At 72.5% G+C, this 15,068-nt stretch carries 12 protein-coding genes and 1 tRNA gene; 8 read left to right on the top strand and 5 right to left on the bottom strand.

The features are described from left to right. Window positions 1-90 precede the first annotated feature (90 nt). From ACNKF0_RS20020 to ACNKF0_RS19985, 8 genes are all read left to right on the top strand, one after another. Window positions 91-2,508 (top strand): phosphoketolase, encoded by a 2,418-nt coding sequence (locus ACNKF0_RS20020; RefSeq protein ID WP_416954556.1) that lies wholly within the window; start codon window positions 91-93, stop codon window positions 2,506-2,508. Between the two features lie 10 nt (window positions 2,509-2,518). Beyond that, window positions 2,519-3,301 (top strand): GNAT family N-acetyltransferase, encoded by a 783-nt coding sequence (locus ACNKF0_RS20015; RefSeq protein WP_416954555.1) that lies wholly within the window; start codon window positions 2,519-2,521, stop codon window positions 3,299-3,301. A 165-nt stretch (window positions 3,302-3,466) separates the two neighbouring features. Continuing rightward, on the top strand, window positions 3,467-4,816 hold the full coding sequence (locus tag ACNKF0_RS20010) for a dipeptidase (protein WP_416954554.1): 1,350 nt from the start codon (window positions 3,467-3,469) through the stop codon (window positions 4,814-4,816). Between the two features lie 195 nt (window positions 4,817-5,011). After that, window positions 5,012-5,479: an SRPBCC family protein gene (locus ACNKF0_RS20005; RefSeq protein ID WP_416954553.1), complete on the top strand. Its 468-nt coding sequence runs from the start codon at window positions 5,012-5,014 to the stop codon at window positions 5,477-5,479. A 3-nt stretch (window positions 5,480-5,482) separates the two neighbouring features. Further along, window positions 5,483-6,523, top strand: a complete 1,041-nt coding sequence (locus tag ACNKF0_RS20000; RefSeq protein WP_416954552.1) for an NAD(P)H-binding protein — start codon at window positions 5,483-5,485, stop codon at window positions 6,521-6,523. A 131-nt stretch (window positions 6,524-6,654) separates the two neighbouring features. Beyond that, the gene (gene purF / locus ACNKF0_RS19995) at window positions 6,655-8,193 is read left to right on the top strand and encodes an amidophosphoribosyltransferase (protein WP_416954551.1); all 1,539 of its coding nucleotides are present in this window, start codon (window positions 6,655-6,657) and stop codon (window positions 8,191-8,193) included. Between the two features lie 40 nt (window positions 8,194-8,233). Then, complete coding sequence (purM, locus tag ACNKF0_RS19990) at window positions 8,234-9,316, top strand: phosphoribosylformylglycinamidine cyclo-ligase (RefSeq protein ID WP_299931094.1); 1,083 nt, start codon at window positions 8,234-8,236, stop codon at window positions 9,314-9,316. Between the two features lie 156 nt (window positions 9,317-9,472). Then, on the top strand, window positions 9,473-9,661 hold the full coding sequence (locus tag ACNKF0_RS19985; protein WP_172256510.1) for a DUF3073 domain-containing protein: 189 nt from the start codon (window positions 9,473-9,475) through the stop codon (window positions 9,659-9,661). Between the two features lie 168 nt (window positions 9,662-9,829). Here the strand turns inward: ACNKF0_RS19985 and ACNKF0_RS19980 are convergent, their stop codons facing one another. From ACNKF0_RS19980 to ACNKF0_RS19960, 5 genes are all read right to left on the bottom strand, one after another. Next, window positions 9,830-10,939, bottom strand: coding sequence for a Glu/Leu/Phe/Val family dehydrogenase (locus ACNKF0_RS19980; RefSeq protein WP_416954550.1), 1,110 nt, complete (start codon window positions 10,937-10,939; stop codon window positions 9,830-9,832). 103 nt (window positions 10,940-11,042) lie between these two features. Then, complete coding sequence (locus ACNKF0_RS19975) at window positions 11,043-12,380, bottom strand: hypothetical protein (RefSeq protein WP_416954549.1); 1,338 nt, start codon at window positions 12,378-12,380, stop codon at window positions 11,043-11,045. Window positions 12,381-12,471: 91 nt separating this feature from the next. After that, window positions 12,472-12,545 (bottom strand) — tRNA-Phe (locus ACNKF0_RS19970). Window positions 12,546-12,591: 46 nt separating this feature from the next. Continuing rightward, window positions 12,592-13,923, bottom strand: a complete 1,332-nt coding sequence (locus tag ACNKF0_RS19965; RefSeq protein WP_416954548.1) for a sensor histidine kinase — start codon at window positions 13,921-13,923, stop codon at window positions 12,592-12,594. Then, window positions 13,920-15,023, bottom strand: a complete 1,104-nt coding sequence (locus tag ACNKF0_RS19960) for a cytochrome P450 (RefSeq protein ID WP_416958588.1) — start codon at window positions 15,021-15,023, stop codon at window positions 13,920-13,922. The genes ACNKF0_RS19965 and ACNKF0_RS19960 overlap by 4 nt, the downstream gene beginning before the upstream one ends. Window positions 15,024-15,068 lie beyond the last annotated feature (45 nt).

Below are 15,068 nucleotides of genomic sequence, written 5' to 3'. Positions count from 1 at the left end.
GTCGGCTCACCCGACAGATCACCCGACAGTTCACCCGAACTGTCGGTGACAGGGGGTGTGCGCACCGCCCGGTTTCCGGTACGAAGGAGCATGGCGACCCTCACCGACGACCAGGTCCACGACCTCGACCTCTGGTTCCGTGCAGCCAACTACCTCTCCGTCGGGCAGATCTACCTGCTCGACAACCCGCTCCTCGAGCGACCGCTCGAGCGCGAGGACATCAAGCCGCGGCTGCTCGGTCACTGGGGCACCACCCCCGGCCTCAACCTCGTCTGGACCCACCTCAACCGCCTGATCCGCGAGCGCGACGTCGACGCGATCATCCTCTGCGGCCCCGGCCACGGTGGGCCGGCCGCGGTGGCCAACGCGTGGCTGGAGGGGACCTACTCCGAGGTGTTCCCCGCGATCGGCGACGACCGTGACGGGATGGCGCGGCTGTTCCGGCAGTTCTCCTTCCCCGGCGGCATCCCGAGCCACGTCGCCCCCGAGACGCCGGGCTCCATCCACGAGGGAGGCGAGCTCGGCTACGTCCTCTCCCACGCCTACGGCGCCGCGATGGACAACCCCGACCTCGTGGTGACCGCGGTCGTCGGCGACGGCGAGTTCGAGACCGGTCCGCTGGCGGCGAGCTGGCACGGCAACAAGTTCGTCGACCCGGTCCACGACGGCGCGGTGCTGCCGATCCTGAGCCTCAACGGCTGGAAGATCGCCAACCCGACCATCCCCGCCCGGATGCCGCGCGAGGAGCTGGAGAGCCTGCTGCGCGGCTACGGCCACCACGTGCTCACCGTCGAGGGCGACGACCCCACCGACGTCCACCGGCAGATGGCCGCGGCGCTCGACGAGGCCCACGACATGATCCGCGAGATCTGGCGCGCCGCCCGCGAGGACGGCGACGTCGAGCGCCGGCCGTGGCCGATGATCCTGCTCGTCACGCCGAAGGGCTGGACCGGCCCCGCGGAGGTCGACGGCAAGCCGGTCGAGGGGACGTGGCGCGCCCACCAGGTGCCGCTGGCCGGGACCCGGGAGAACGACGAGCACCGCGCGCAGCTCGAGGAGTGGCTGCGCTCCTACGCCCCCGACGAGCTCTTCGACGACGACGGCCGGCCCGTCGAGGCCGTACGCGCCAACGCACCGTCCGGCACCCGGCGGATGGGCGCCAACCCGCACGCCAACGGCGGCCTGCTCAAGCGCCCGCTGCGGCTGCCGGACTGGCGGGACAGCGCCGTGGAGGTGGAGCGTCCCGGTGCGTCCATCCACGAGCCGACCCGCGTGCTCGGGCAGTGGCTCGTCGGCGTGGTGCGCGACAACGACACCACCTTCCGCATCTTCGGGCCCGACGAGACCGCGTCCAACCGGCTCGACGCGGTCTACGAGGTGACCGACAAGGTCTGGGCGGGCGAGCTCGCCGACGTCGACGAGCACCTCGCGCGGTCTGGGCGGGTGGTCGAGATCCTCTCCGAGCACACCTGCCAGGGCTGGCTCGAGGGCTACCTGCTCACCGGCCGGCACGGGCTCTTCAGCTGCTACGAGGCGTTCATCCACCTCGTCGACTCGATGCTCAACCAACACGCCAAGTGGCTCAAGACGACCCGCGAGATCGAGTGGCGTCCGCGCATCGCGAGCCTGAACTACCTGCTCAGCTCGCACGTGTGGCGCCAGGACCACAACGGCTTCTCCCACCAGGACCCCGGCTTCATCGACCACGTGGTCAACAAGAAGGCCGAGGTCGTACGCGTCTACCTGCCGCCGGACGCCAACACCTTGCTGTCCACGATGTCCCACTGCCTGCAGAGCGAGCACTACGTGAACGTCGTGGTGTCGGGCAAGCAGCCGAGCTTCGACTGGCTCGACGCCGAGCAGGCCGACCTGCACTGCGCCCGTGGGCTCGGCATCTGGGAGTGGGCCTCGAACGACGACGGCGACCCCGACGTGGTCGTGGCGGCAGCGGGCGACGTACCCACGCTCGAGGCGCTGGCCGCGGTGTCCCTGCTGCGCGAGCACCTCCCCGAGCTGCGGGTGCGCTTCGTCAACGTGGTCAACCTGATGCGCCTGCAGGACCAGGGCGAGCACCCCCACGGGATGGGCGACCGGGCGTTCGACGCCGTCTTCACCACCGACAAGCCGGTGGTCTTCGCCTTCCACGGCTATCCGTGGCTGATCCACCGGCTGACCTACCGGCGCACCAACCACGACAACATCCACGTCCGCGGCTACAAGGAGGAGGGCACCACGACCACGCCGTTCGACATGGTGATGATGAACGACACCGACCGCTACCACCTCGTGATGGACGTCATCGACCGCGTGCCGGGGCTTGGCACGCGCGCCGCCGCCGTCCGTCAGCTGATGGTCGACACCCGCCGCCGGGCCCGCCAGTGGACGCGCGAGCACGGGGACGACCTGCCCGAGGTGCGCGACTGGCAGTGGGACGCGGGCGCCGATCCCGAGCGCGGAGAATCGCCGTCGACGACGGCCGATCCCGACACGGGGGCGGACAACCTCTAGCCTGCGCCCCATGGACGTGACCTCGCTCGGCTTCCGCACCGACCTGGCCCTGCTGACCGCCTCGGGCAGCACCGTGGAGGACCGCGGCACCCACCTCGTGGTCCGTACGCCGGCCAACCCGACGTACTACTGGGGCAACTTCCTCCTGCTCGCCGAGCCGCCCGTCCCCGGCGGTGAGCGGGAGGTGGTGGGCGCCTTCCGCACCGAGTTCCCCGAGGCCGGGCACGTGAGCATCGGCATCGACACCCCCGAGCTGGCCCCGGAGTCGCGGGCCGCCTTCGAGGCGGCCGGGCTGGTGGTCGACGTGGCCTCCGTGCTCACCGCGTCCGAGCTCCGGCCGCCCCGCGAGGTGGAGGGCGAGGTGCGCGCGCTGGGGTCCGAGGCCGACTGGGAGAGCCGCGCGCAGCTGAGCGTCGCGATCGAGGAGCACGACGACTCGGAGTCGCACCTGCGGTTCGCCCGCGGACGCAACGTCCAGGAGCAGTCCCTCGTCGCCGCCGGCCGCGGCGCCCGCTTCGGCGTCCTCATCGACGGCGAGGTCGTGAGCACCGCCGCCGTCTTCACCACCGAGGACGGCGTCGCGCGATTCCAGAGCGTCGAGACGCACCCCGACCACCGACGCAAGGGCCTCGCCGCCGCAGCCGTGCACGCGGCCGGTCGCCACGCCCTCGAGCACCTCGGCGCCCGCACCCTCGTCATCGTCGCCGACGACGACGGCGAGGCCATCGGTGTCTACCGCCGGCTCGGCTTCGCCGACACCGAGCGCCAGCTGATGCTGGAGATGCGCGGCTGACAGGCGCCCCGCGACCTACGCACGCCGACCGGGCACTTCCTGCCGGTTCACGGCGGTGACCGGGCACTTCCTGCCCGTCCGGGCCGCCGACCGGGCACTTCTCGGCAGGCGAGGAGGGCCGCGGCCACCGCCAGCGACGCGGTCGTCCCCGGCTAGGGTCGGGACATGACTGTCGACATCTCCGCTCGTCTCGCCGAGGTCATGCCCGGCATCCGCCGTGACCTCGAGGACCTCGTCCGCATCCAGTCCGTCAGCGCCGACCCGGCCCGCGCCGGCGAGGTCGAGCGCAGCGCCGAGGCCACCCGCGACCTGTTCGCCGCCGAGGGCTTCGAGACCGAGATCGTCCGCGCCCACGACGGCGCCCCGCCGGCCGTGATCGCGAAGAAGGCCGGCCCCGAAGGTGCGCCGACCGTGCTGCTCTACGCCCACCACGACGTGCAGCCCGAGAACGACCACGCCGACTGGGACTCCCCGCCGTGGGAGCCCACCGAGCGTGGCGACCGGCTCTACGGCCGCGGTGCGGCCGACGACAAGGCCGGCATCGCCGCCCACCTCGGCGCGGTCCGGATCTTCGGCGACGACCTGCCGGTCAACCTGGTGATGTTCATCGAGGGGGAGGAGGAGGTCGGCTCCGACACCCTCGTCGAGCTGCTCGAGACCTACAAGGACCGCCTCGAGGCCGACGTCATCGTCATCGCCGACTCCGGCAACTGGGACATCGGCGAGCCCGCCCTCACCACGTCGCTGCGCGGCCTGGTCCGGATGGACGTCGAGGTCCGCACCCTCACGCACGCCGTCCACAGCGGCATGTGGGGCGGCCTGGTGCCCGACTCGATCATGACGCTCAGCCGCGTCATCGCCTCGCTCAACGACGACGCCGGCGACGTCGCGGTCGAGGGCCTGCACTCCGGTCCGGCCGCCGACGTCGACTACCCCGAGGCCCGCCTCCGCACCGAGTCCGGCGCCGCCGAGGGCATAGAGTGGATCGGCTCCGGCTCGGTCGTCGAGCGCCTCTGGACCAAGCCGTCCATCAGCATCACCGGGCTCGACGCCCCCAAGGTCGAGGGCGCCTCCAACACCCTCGTCCCCGCGGCGCGCTGCCGCATCAGCATGCGCATCGCCCCGGGCGACACCACGGCCAACGCCGTCCAGTGCCTCCAGGCCCACCTCGAGAAGCACACGCCGTGGGGCGCGACACTCACCACGACCGTCGTCGACACCGGCGAGGCGACGCAGATCGACGCCAGCGGTCCGGCGTACGACGCTGCGCGCGCCGCGTTCGCCGAGGCCTGGGACGGCACCGCGCCGGTCGACATGGGCGTCGGCGGCTCGATCCCCTTCATCGCCGAGTTCCTCGAGGCGTTCCCGCAGGCCAGCGTGCTCGTCACCGGCGTCGAGGACCCCGACACCCGCGCCCACGGCGCCAACGAGGGCCTCCACCTCGCCGAGTTCGAGAAGGTCGTCAAGGCCGAGGCGCTCCTGCTCCGCAATCTCGGCGAGCTGCCGCGCTCCTGACCTGCGCCCCGCCGAGCGGTGGCCCACCCACCTTCCGCAGCGCGAGAACGTGGCTGGACCACCGCTCGGCCGCGCGACCCCGGCGTGTCGTCGTACGAGCGGTGCGCCACGCACGTCTCCGAGCCCCGAGACCTGCGTCACCCACCGCTGACCGGGTGAGCCGCGCGTGTGGAACTCGTCGGTAACGTGGCGCGCATGGCGACCTTCCGTGCTCGCGACCGCTCCTCGGCCGTGCTCCGCTCATCGCGCAGCGAGGTGTGGGCCGCCCTCACCGACGCCGACCTGATCGCGCAGATCACCCCCTACGTCACCAGCATCGCCGTCGACGGCGACCGCTGGACCTGGCGGATGGGCACCATCCCCGTGCTGGGCATCTCGGTGGCGCCGACGTTCACCGAGGTCATGGACCTGACCCCCGAGGACCGGATCGTGTTCACCCACGACCCCGAGCGCCCCGACGAGATGACCGCGGTCGACGGCACCTACGACCTGGCCGACCACGCCGACGGCGGCACCGAGGTCAGCATCGACCTGCAGATCTCGACCCACCTGCCGCTGCCGGGCCTGGCCCGGCCCGCGGTCGAGCGCGTCATGGCCGGCGTCGTGAAGCACATGGGCACCGTCTTCTCCCGCAACCTCCTCAAGCACCTCGGCGAGGCCTGAGGCATGCGGATCCTCGTCCTCGGCGCCACCGGCTACATCGGGTCGCGCCTGGTGCCCCACCTGCTCGAGCTCGGTCACGACGTCGTGGCCGCCTCCTCCTCGCCGCCCCGGCCCGACCGCTTCGGCTGGGACGACCGGGTCCGCGCGATCCGGTGCGACGTCACCGACCCCGCGGCCGTCGCCGAGGCGGTCGCGGACGTCGACGCCGTCGTCTACCTCGTGCACTCCCTCGACCGCAGCGACTTCAGCAACCGCGACCGGCTCGCCGCCGAGACCGTGGCCGCCGCGGTGGCCGAGAGCGACGTACGACGCCTCGTCTACCTCTCCGGCCTGGTGCCGCAGGTGCCGGAGGCCGAGCTGTCCGCCCACATCGCCTCGCGGCTGGAGGTCGAGCGCATCCTGCTCGGCGCCACCGACGGGGCGGTCGCGCTGCGCGCCGGCGTCGTGATCGGCGCCGGGTCGACGTCGTTCGAGATCATCCGGCAGATCGCGACGCTGTTCCTCGTCCAGCCGGTCCCGACGTGGATGCGCAGCTCCGTGCAGCCGGTCGCTGCCTCCGACGTGCTGCGCGCGGTCACCGACGCCCTCGGCGACGACGGTCCGCGCGGCGCGGTCGACCTCGGCAGCCCCGACGTCGTCGCCTACCCCGACCTCCTGCGCGTCGTCGGCGGCGGAGCCGGGCTGTCCCGAGCCCGCGTGCCGGTGCCGGTCGCCCCGACCAGCCTCGTCGGACTGGGGGCAGCGCTGGTCACCACCGCCCCGTTCCACACCGTCACCGCGCTCGTCGAGTCGCTGCGCCACGACATGGTCTGCCGTCCCGGCCACACCTGGACGCCGCGCACCGGCGGCCCGCCCCTCGACCTCGAGGAGGCCGTCCAGCGGGCGCTGACCCCGATGTACGCCGGCCCCGAGGGCGCGCTGCCCTCCGACCCGGCCTGGACCCGGCCGCTGCCGTTCCTGGACGTCGTACCCCTCCCGGCGGTCGGCCGGGCAGCTGCCCGGCTCGCCCTGCACCGGGTCCGGACCCTCCTGCCCGACGCCTGAGACCGATACCTGAGGACGTGACGGTCGTCGATCGGCCCGCCAGCCGTCCACGACGTCCTCAGACATCGGCCGGGGTATGGGCGGGCGGGCGTGGGTGCGACGATCGGGCCGGCCGCCCGTAGACTCGGGTCGTGCCCTACCAGAGCAGCAGGCGGACGGGCGGCGACGGCCGCCTCACCACGGCACTCGACCCCCAGGACCAGGGCCCGCAGGACGCCTGCGGCGTCTTCGGCGTCTGGGCCCCCGGCGAGGACGTCGCCAAGCTGACCTACTTCGGGCTCTACGCGCTGCAGCACCGCGGCCAGGAGTCCGCCGGCATCGCGGTCAGCAACGGGCGCCAGATCCTCGTCTACAAGGACATGGGCCTGGTCTCGCAGGTCTTCGACGAGTCGACGCTCGACTCGCTGAAGGGCCACCTCGCCATCGGCCACTCGCGCTACTCCACCACCGGCGCGTCGACCTGGCACAACGCCCAGCCGACCTTCCGGCCCACCGCCGACGGGTCGATCGCGCTCGGCCACAACGGCAACCTGATCAACACCCACGAGCTGCGCGAGATGGTCGGCGAGCTGCCCGGCCCCGCCGGCGAGCTCGAGATCAAGGGCGTCGAGGGCGCCACCAACGACACCAGCCTCGTCACCGCACTGCTCGCCCACCACCCCGACACGACGCTCGAGCAGCGGGCCCTCGAGGTGCTGCCGCAGCTGCGCGGGGCGTTCTGCTTCGTCTGGATGAACGAGCACACCCTCTACGCCGCCCGCGACCCGCAGGGCATCCGCCCGCTGGTCCTCGGCCGCCTCGACCGCGGCTGGGTCGTGGCCAGCGAGGACGCCGCGCTCGCCACCATCGGTGCGAGCGTCGTACGCGAGGTCGAGCCCGGCGAGATGATCGTCATCGACGAGAACGGCCTCCGGTCGCACATCTTCGCCGAGCCCGCGCGCAAGGGCTGCGTCTTCGAGTACGTCTACCTCGCCCGCCCCGACGCCACCATCAGCGGCCGCAACGTCCACGAGGCGCGCGTCGAGATGGGTCGCCGCCTGGCGCGCGAGTTCCCGGTCGACGCCGACCTGGTGATGCCCGTCCCGGAGTCCGGCACGCCTGCCGCATCGGGGTACGCCGCCGAGTCGGGCATCCCGTTCGGCCAGGGCTTCGTGAAGAACGCCTACGTCGGCCGCACGTTCATCCAGCCCAGCCAGACGCTGCGCCAGCTCGGCATCCGGCTCAAGCTCAACGCCCTCGAGCACATGATCCGCGGCAAGCGCGTCGTCGTGGTCGACGACTCGATCGTGCGCGGCAACACCCAGCGCGCCCAGGTGCGGATGCTCCGCGAGGCGGGTGCCCTCGAGGTGCACGTACGGATCTCCAGCCCGCCGGTGAAGTGGCCGTGCTTCTACGGCATCGACTTCGCCACCCGCGCCGAGCTGATCGCCAACGGCCTGACGCCCGAGGAGATCGCCGCGAGCGTGGGCGCCGACAGCCTCGGATACATCTCGCTCGAGGGCATGGTGGAGTCGACCGGGCAGCCGGCCGACCGGCTCTGCCAGGCCTGCTTCACGGGGGAGTACCCGATCGAGCTGCCCGACGAGAGCCTGCTCGGCAAGCACCTGCTCGAGGCGACGCTGCAGTCGCCCACCATGGGTCGGGCCCTGCCGGTCCTGAACAACCCCTGACCCCACCCCGTCCCGCACGCCGCCACCCGAGGAGCTCCGTGTGACCGACCAGCCCACTGCATCCACGTCCGGGGCGTATGCCGCCGCCGGGGTCTCGATCGAGGCGGCCGACCGGGCGATCGACCTGATGAAGGGCTGGGTCGAGAAGGCCCGCCGTCCGGAGATGATCGGGGGGCTCGGTGGCTTCGCGGGCCTCTTCGACGCCTCCGCGCTCACCCGCTACGAGCGGCCGCTGCTCGCGACCTCGACCGACGGCGTCGGCACCAAGGTCGCCATCGCGCAGATGATGGACGTCCACGACACCATCGGCTTCGACCTCGTCGGCATGGTGGTCGACGACCTCGTCGTGTGCGGCGCCGAGCCGCTCTTCATGACCGACTACATCGCCTGCGGCCGGGTCGTCCCCGAGCGCATCGCCGCCATCGTCAAGGGCATCGCGGAGGCGTGCGTCGTCGCCGGGTGTGCGCTCATCGGGGGCGAGACCGCCGAGCACCCCGGGCTGCTCGACCCCGACGACTACGACGTCGCCGGCGCCACCACCGGGGTGGTCGAGGCCAGCAAGCTCCTCGGCCCGGGCCGCGTCCGTCCCGGCGACGTCGTGATCGCCATGGAGGCCAGCGGCCTGCACTCCAACGGCTACTCGCTCGTGCGCCACGTCCTGCTCCAGCAGGCGGGCTGGACCGTCGACCGGCAGGTCGACGACTTCGGTCGCACGTTGGGCGAGGAGCTCCTCGAGCCCACCCGCATCTACGCCAAGGCCTGCCTCGACCTCGCCGCGCGCACCGAGACCCACGCCATGTCCCACGTGACCGGTGGCGGGCTCGCCGCCAACCTCGAGCGGGTGCTCCCCGAGGAGCTGTCGGTGCGCATCGACCGCTCGACGTGGACGCCGCAACCAGTCTTCGACGTCGTACGACGTGTCGGTGACGTGGCCCAGGCCGACCTCGAGGCCACCCTCAACTGCGGCGTCGGCATGGTGTCGCTCACGGCCCCCGAGTCGGTCGACACCGCCATCGCCGTGCTGGCCGGGCACGGCATCCGCGCCTGGGTCGCCGGCGAGGCGCACGCGGACGACGTCGACGGTGGCCGCGTCCTGCTGGAGGGCCAGCACCCCGGCTGGTGATGAGATTCGGCACTTCGAGCACGAAATGCGGGCTCTTGGTGTGCGGGAACAGCCACCGCTCAGGTAGCGTTGACCCCACGATATGTAACCGATCAGACCGGGCGCGTCGGGCAGCTCTCCGACAGCCCCGGCCAAGTGTGCGAGGGGGTCGACCCTATGGGGCGCGGCCGAGCGAAGGCGAAGCAGACGAAGGTTGCCCGCGACCTGAAGTACCGGACTCACGAGACGGACTTCGGCGCGCTGGCGAAGGAGCTTCACGGAGAAGACACTCACTCCACGAGTGAGGTCGATCCAGTTGACGACGAGTGGTCGGACTATGCCGACCCGCGTCGTCGCGCAGACTGACTGATCGCTCTGATCACCTCGCCCGGGCGACCGGGCGGTGCGGTCTACAAGCACGCCCGCAGGTGACCGGGCGCTTCCTGCCCGTCACACGCAACGACCGGGCGGTTCCTGCCCGTGATGGGGCAGGAACCGCCCGGTCGGCGGTCAGGACGGGCAGGAAGTGCCCGGTCAGCCGAGGTGGATGCCGCGCAGGCGGCCGACCTCGCGCATGCGACGCTCGGCGAGCCGGTCGGCGGCCTCGGCCGTGGTCACCCCGTCGGCCTTGGCGAGCTCGAACACGCGGCGCGTGGTCTCGAAGATGCCGGTCGCGCGCTGCTGGGCGCGCTCGAAGGAGAACCCCTCGAGCTCGTCGGCGACCTGGATCACGCCGCCTGAGTTCACGCAGTAGTCGGGGGCGTAGAGGATCCCGCGCTCCTCGACCTGCTTCTCGATGCCCGAGTGTGCGAGCTGGTTGTTGGCGGCGCCGCAGATGATCTTGGCGCGCAGCACGTCGAGCACCTCGTCGCTGATCGCGCCGCCCATGGCGCACGGGGCGTAGACGTCGATGTCGCTCGCGACGAGCTCCTCGGTGGTGGCGACTGCGGTGACCTGCGGGAACTGCTCGCGGATGGCCTCGACCGACGGCGCGTGCACGTCGGTGACGACCACGGTGGCGCCGTCCTCGATCAGGTGGCGCACGAGGTGGCGACCGACCTTGCCGACGCCCGCGACGCCGACGGTGCGGCCGGCCAGGGTGGGCTCGCCCCAGACCTGCTCGGCGGCCGCGCGCATGCCCTGGAACGTGCCGTACGCCGTCAGCACGGAGCTGTCGCCCGCGCCGCCGTGGGCGACCGTGCGGCCGGTGACGAAGTCGCACTCGCGGGCGATGTGGTCCATGTCCTCGCTGAACGTGCCGACGTCGCACGCGGTGAAGTAGCGGCCGTTGAGCGACTGGACGAAGCGGCCGTAGGCCCGCAGCAGCGCCTCGGTCTTCAGCTCGGCCGGGTCGCCGATGATCACGGCCTTGCCGCCACCGAGGTCGAGGCCGGCGAGCGCGTTCTTGTAGGACATGCCGCGGGAGAGGTTGAGGACGTCGACGATCGCGTCGTCGGTGCTGGCGTAGGGGTAGAACCGCGTCCCACCGAGGGCCGGGCCGAGCGCAGTGGAGTGGATGGCGACGATGGCCCGCAGGCCGGTCGCGCGGTCGTTGCAGAAGACGACCTGCTCGTGCTCGTTGCCGAGCTCGAAGACGTCGACGCCGGAGGCGGCCGATCCAGTCGGTGCGAGGGGTCCAGACATGCTCTTCGTCCTTTTCTGGTGGGTGCGGCCGCGGGGTGTGCGGACCTGGTCAGCGCGGTCGAGGGGTGGTGACCGCCGTCACCTCAAGGGTAGTCCGGCGAGCTCACCCGGACCGCATCACCACGAGGTCGCCGTGGGTCCCGTAGCCGAGCAGCTTCCCGCCCGCCGCGCGTCCGTCGAAGGTCACCATGAGCCACCTGCCGTCCACCTGCGCGAGCGTGGGCCAGGGCAGGTTGGTCGGGTAGGGCGCGTCCAGCGTCCCCATCTCGGTCATCGTCAGGTCGTACGCCGGGAAGCGGGCGCGCAGCCCTCGCCGGGAGTCGCGGCCGTCGCTGGCGAGGACCACCAGCCGACCGTCGACGTCGACCAGCGTCGTGCCCTCGGTCGACGTACGGTCCATCGCCGCGCCCAGCAGCCGCAGGTCGTCGAGGCTGCGTCCGGCCGCGAGCGCGGGGTGGAAGTCGAAGAACCGGCGGGCGCTGACGAAGCCGACCAGCCACTCGCCGTCGCGTCGCACGAGGTGCGGGTCCCAGGTGGCGATCGACGCCAGGCCGTCGACGGGCAGCGGGAGCTCGCGGGTGTCGAGCACGTGCGCGCCGTGCAGCAGGTCGCTGCCCGACTCGGCGAGGGTCACCCGCAACCCCGCCGGCGTACGACGCCCCGCGCGCGTCGTCGGCGCCTCGAAGTCGCCCCACGTGCTGGTCGCCACCAGCCAGCGGCCCTCCGAGCGGACCACGTGGGTGGCGTGGTCGCCGAAGACGCCCGGGCGGTCGGGCCTGCGGAAGAAGAGGTCGGCGGAGTGACTGACCTCGAGGGTGTCGGGGTCGAGCCGCCACACGCTGGTGTGCGCGGTGTCGAAGAACCCGGGGCCGGCCGACGTCGCGGTCAGCCACAGCGCGCCGTCGTCGCGCAGCGGGGAGCCGTCCTCGTCGGTGACGAACCGGGTGTCCCGGAGGCCGAGCTGGCCGAACGCCCCGGCGACCCCGCCGCCGTCCGGGAGCTCGACCCGGAGCCCGTGCAGCGCGGTCTCGTCGCGGGTGTCGACCTGCACGCCGGTGCCCTCCGCGGCGACCTCCCGCAGGTCGTGCCGGGCCCGGGCCACCCACCCGGCCGCCTCGCGGCTCCAGGCCGTCACGTGCGTCCCGGTCAGCGTCAGGCCCAGGCCGGTCGGTTCCTCGGCGCGGTGGAAGCGGCGGCTGCGGAGCGTCCCGGTGCCGGGGACCTCGAGCGACACCGAGCCGTCGTCGAGGGACGCGGCGAACCGGTGGTCGCCGAGGTGCATCGCCACCGGGCCGCCGGGACCGGACGTCGTCGCTGCGACGTACGGCGCGAGCGCCGGCACTGCGACCTCGCCGGCCGCGGCGGTGGTGACCTGCGCCGACCCGGGCGCGACCAGGTCCACCGGGCGCAGGCGACGGACGACCTCGAGGCGGGGGAGCACCCCACCATCCTCGCGGGCGCACCGGTCGGAGCGGCGGGAGGACATGCAGAAGGGCCCCGGTCGGGACGTGACCGGGGCCCTTCTGTGCTTGTGGGCAGGGGCGGGGTCGAACCGCCGACCTATCACTTTTCAGGCGATCGCTCGTACCAACTGAGCTACCTGCCCAAGCGGGACGAGGATACATGAGCCCGCTGGCGGGGCGGGAATCGGCTCAGTCCTGCCGGGGGCGGAACGCGGGGAGCTCGAGCCAGAACGACGACCCGGTGCCCGGAGTGGACTCGCCCCGGACCGCGCCGCCCTCGCGCTCCGCGATCGTGCGGGACAGCGACAGCCCGAGCCCGCTGCCCTGGGTGGTCGGCGCGGCGAAGCGCACGAACGGCTCGAAGACGTGCGCGAGCTGCTCGGGCGTGAGGCCCGGCCCGTCGTCGCGCACGATGATGCGCAGCATCGGCTTCGCGCTCTCGCCGACCAGCGCCTCGGCGGTGAGGTGCACGGTGCCGCCGGTGGGGCGGTGGTGGGCGATGGCGTTGCCCAGCAGGTTGGCGAGGACCTGCCGGATCGCGGACGGGTGTCCCCACGCGGCCAGGCGGGGGTCGACGTGGGCCTGCATGTCCACGCCGGCCGTCCGTGCGGGGGTGCGGTGCCAGTGCATGACGTCGGCGACCGCGTCGGCCACCGAGACCTCCTGGCGCTGGTCGTCGGCCGACATGGCGCGCCCTGCGCCCAGCAGGTTGTCGACGATGGAGAGCAGTCGCTCGCAGGAGCGGACGATGACCGGTCCGTCGCGCTTCATGCCGGTCGTGACGTCGTCGGCCGTTCCGTGCTCGGCGTCGTCGAGCAGGCCCTCGGTGTAGCCCAGGATCGCCGACAGGGGCGTACGCAGCTCGTGCCCCACCGCGCCGAACAGCTGCTGCGCGGCGAGCTGGGCCTCGGCGCCCGCCTCGAGCGCCTCGGCCAGGGAGCGACGGGACTGCTCGAGGGTGAGGCGGGCGGTGATCGCTGCGTTGAGGAGCTTGAAGTCCTGGAGGACCTGCTCGGGCCAGTGCCCGGAGTCGGCGCTGACCAGCGACAGGCTGCCGAACATCGCACCTGGTGAGGAGAGGGTCGAGGTGACCAGGCTTCGGACCTCGGTGCGGGCGAGCTCCTCGAGGTCCTGGGCGGCCTCGGGCGGCAGCAGGTCACGATCCGTGAGGGCAACGACCTGAGTCCTGGCGATCCCGGAGACCCAGGGCATGGTCAGCGCTGCCTCGGGACCCGCATCCGGTGCCGGCAGCAACGACCGGGTGGAGCCGTGTCGGGTCCACTCCCGCACCCAGGCCCGGCCGCCGAGCTGGGTCCAGCCAGCCTGGTCCGTAGGAACGAAGCTGGTGAAGACGACGGTCACGATCTCAACCCGAGGCTCCGCGAGGAAGTGCTCGGCCATGAGGGCGCTGGCAGCGTCGAGGGGCGTGTTGCCCGTGGCGATCGAGGCGGCCAGACGCGCCGCACCGGAGGACACTGGTCCGTCGACCATCGTGTCCTGCAGAGCGGGCTGGTCGATCACCGGACCGGCTCCGGTCCTTCGGAGATCATGAAACGGCACGGTAGCGGGGCGATGCCCCGGCTCTGGTCGATGGTCACACGTTGAGTCAGCGAAAGGGTGCGCGAGAGCCCCCACTCGGCCAGGTGGGTGAGGAGGGCCATGCCGAGGTGTCGGCCCGGGCAGGCGTGCGGGCCGGCTCCGAACGGAAGCCACGCGCCCGGGCGCTGCGTCCCGCTCCGCCACCGGTGCGGGTCGAACCCGGGCAGGCCGTCGGGGTCGCCCGGCACCAGCTCGGACAGGCGGCCGAGGAGGAGGGGGCTGACCAGCACGACAGCGCCCGACGGGACACGCTGACCCCCGAGGTCCACGTCGCGCGTGGTGATGCGTGCGGTGATCCAGGTGGGAGGGGTCAGGCGCAGCGTCTCCCAGACCGCCTCGACGGGGTCCACGTCCTGCAATGGATTGCTGGCGAGCCAGGCCAGCAGCCACGCTCCCGCGGCGATGGGGACCTGGATGCCGGCGGCGAGCATCGTGGCTGCCATCTGGGGTGGGCCGTTGAGGTCTGGGATGTCGGCCAGTGCGTCGTCGAGCGCCAAGCGCGCGTCGCGCTCGGTGCGACGTGTCCGGCTCCATCGACGGGGAGGACGTCGAGCCGCGATCACGGGCGCCAGTGCATCGATCCAGGCGAGCACGAGGTCGGCGACCAGGTCGCGGTGGGCGAGGTCGACGGAGGGCAGCACCGCCGACGTGGTGGCGCGCGCGACAGGACGACGCAACAGCAGCATGGCGTCGTACGGCTCATCCTGAGTCGCCCGATCGTGCGACGAGATCGCTGTTTCCCACTCCGAGGTGAAGACGGCCAGGCCGCGGGCGACGTGCTCGGGCTGAAGCGGGGGGAAGACGGCGTGCCCCGAGCGCGTGTCGCCCCGGCTGGCGGACAGGTCGCCGCTGCGGGTCACGTCGCCGGGGAAGTCGAAGTGGGACACCTCGGTCAGGACCTGGCGGGCCTGGTCGGGGGTGGTGGTCAGCCACGGGCCGTGGGGACCGAGGGCGACCACGCCCGAGCGCGGCGACGATAGAACAGCGCCGAGTCGGCCGCCAGCCGACTCGGCGCTGTCCATCTGCGTCACGACGCGTGGGTCATTGCGCGCGTCGACCCGAGGTCA

The sequence above is a fragment of the Nocardioides sp. T5 genome, assembly GCF_048161455.1.
Classification (GTDB): Bacteria; Actinomycetota; Actinomycetes; order Propionibacteriales; family Nocardioidaceae; genus Nocardioides.
Note: the sequence above shows the minus strand (reverse complement) of the source record. Positions and strands in the feature narration are given on the sequence as shown.

Coding starts and splice junctions, on each gene's coding strand:
- ACNKF0_RS20000 (WP_416954552.1), top strand. CDS start 5,483: ATGCGGATCCTCGTCCTCGGCGCCACCGGCTACATCGGGTCGCGCCTG.
- ACNKF0_RS20020 (WP_416954556.1), top strand. CDS start 91: ATGGCGACCCTCACCGACGACCAGGTCCACGACCTCGACCTCTGGTTC.
- ACNKF0_RS19985 (WP_172256510.1), top strand. CDS start 9,473: ATGGGGCGCGGCCGAGCGAAGGCGAAGCAGACGAAGGTTGCCCGCGAC.
- ACNKF0_RS20005 (WP_416954553.1), top strand. CDS start 5,012: ATGGCGACCTTCCGTGCTCGCGACCGCTCCTCGGCCGTGCTCCGCTCA.
- ACNKF0_RS19980 (WP_416954550.1), bottom strand. CDS start 10,939: ATGTCTGGACCCCTCGCACCGACTGGATCGGCCGCCTCCGGCGTCGAC.
- ACNKF0_RS20010 (WP_416954554.1), top strand. CDS start 3,467: ATGACTGTCGACATCTCCGCTCGTCTCGCCGAGGTCATGCCCGGCATC.
- ACNKF0_RS19960 (WP_416958588.1), bottom strand. CDS start 15,023: ATGGACAGCGCCGAGTCGGCTGGCGGCCGACTCGGCGCTGTTCTATCG.
- ACNKF0_RS20015 (WP_416954555.1), top strand. CDS start 2,519: ATGGACGTGACCTCGCTCGGCTTCCGCACCGACCTGGCCCTGCTGACC.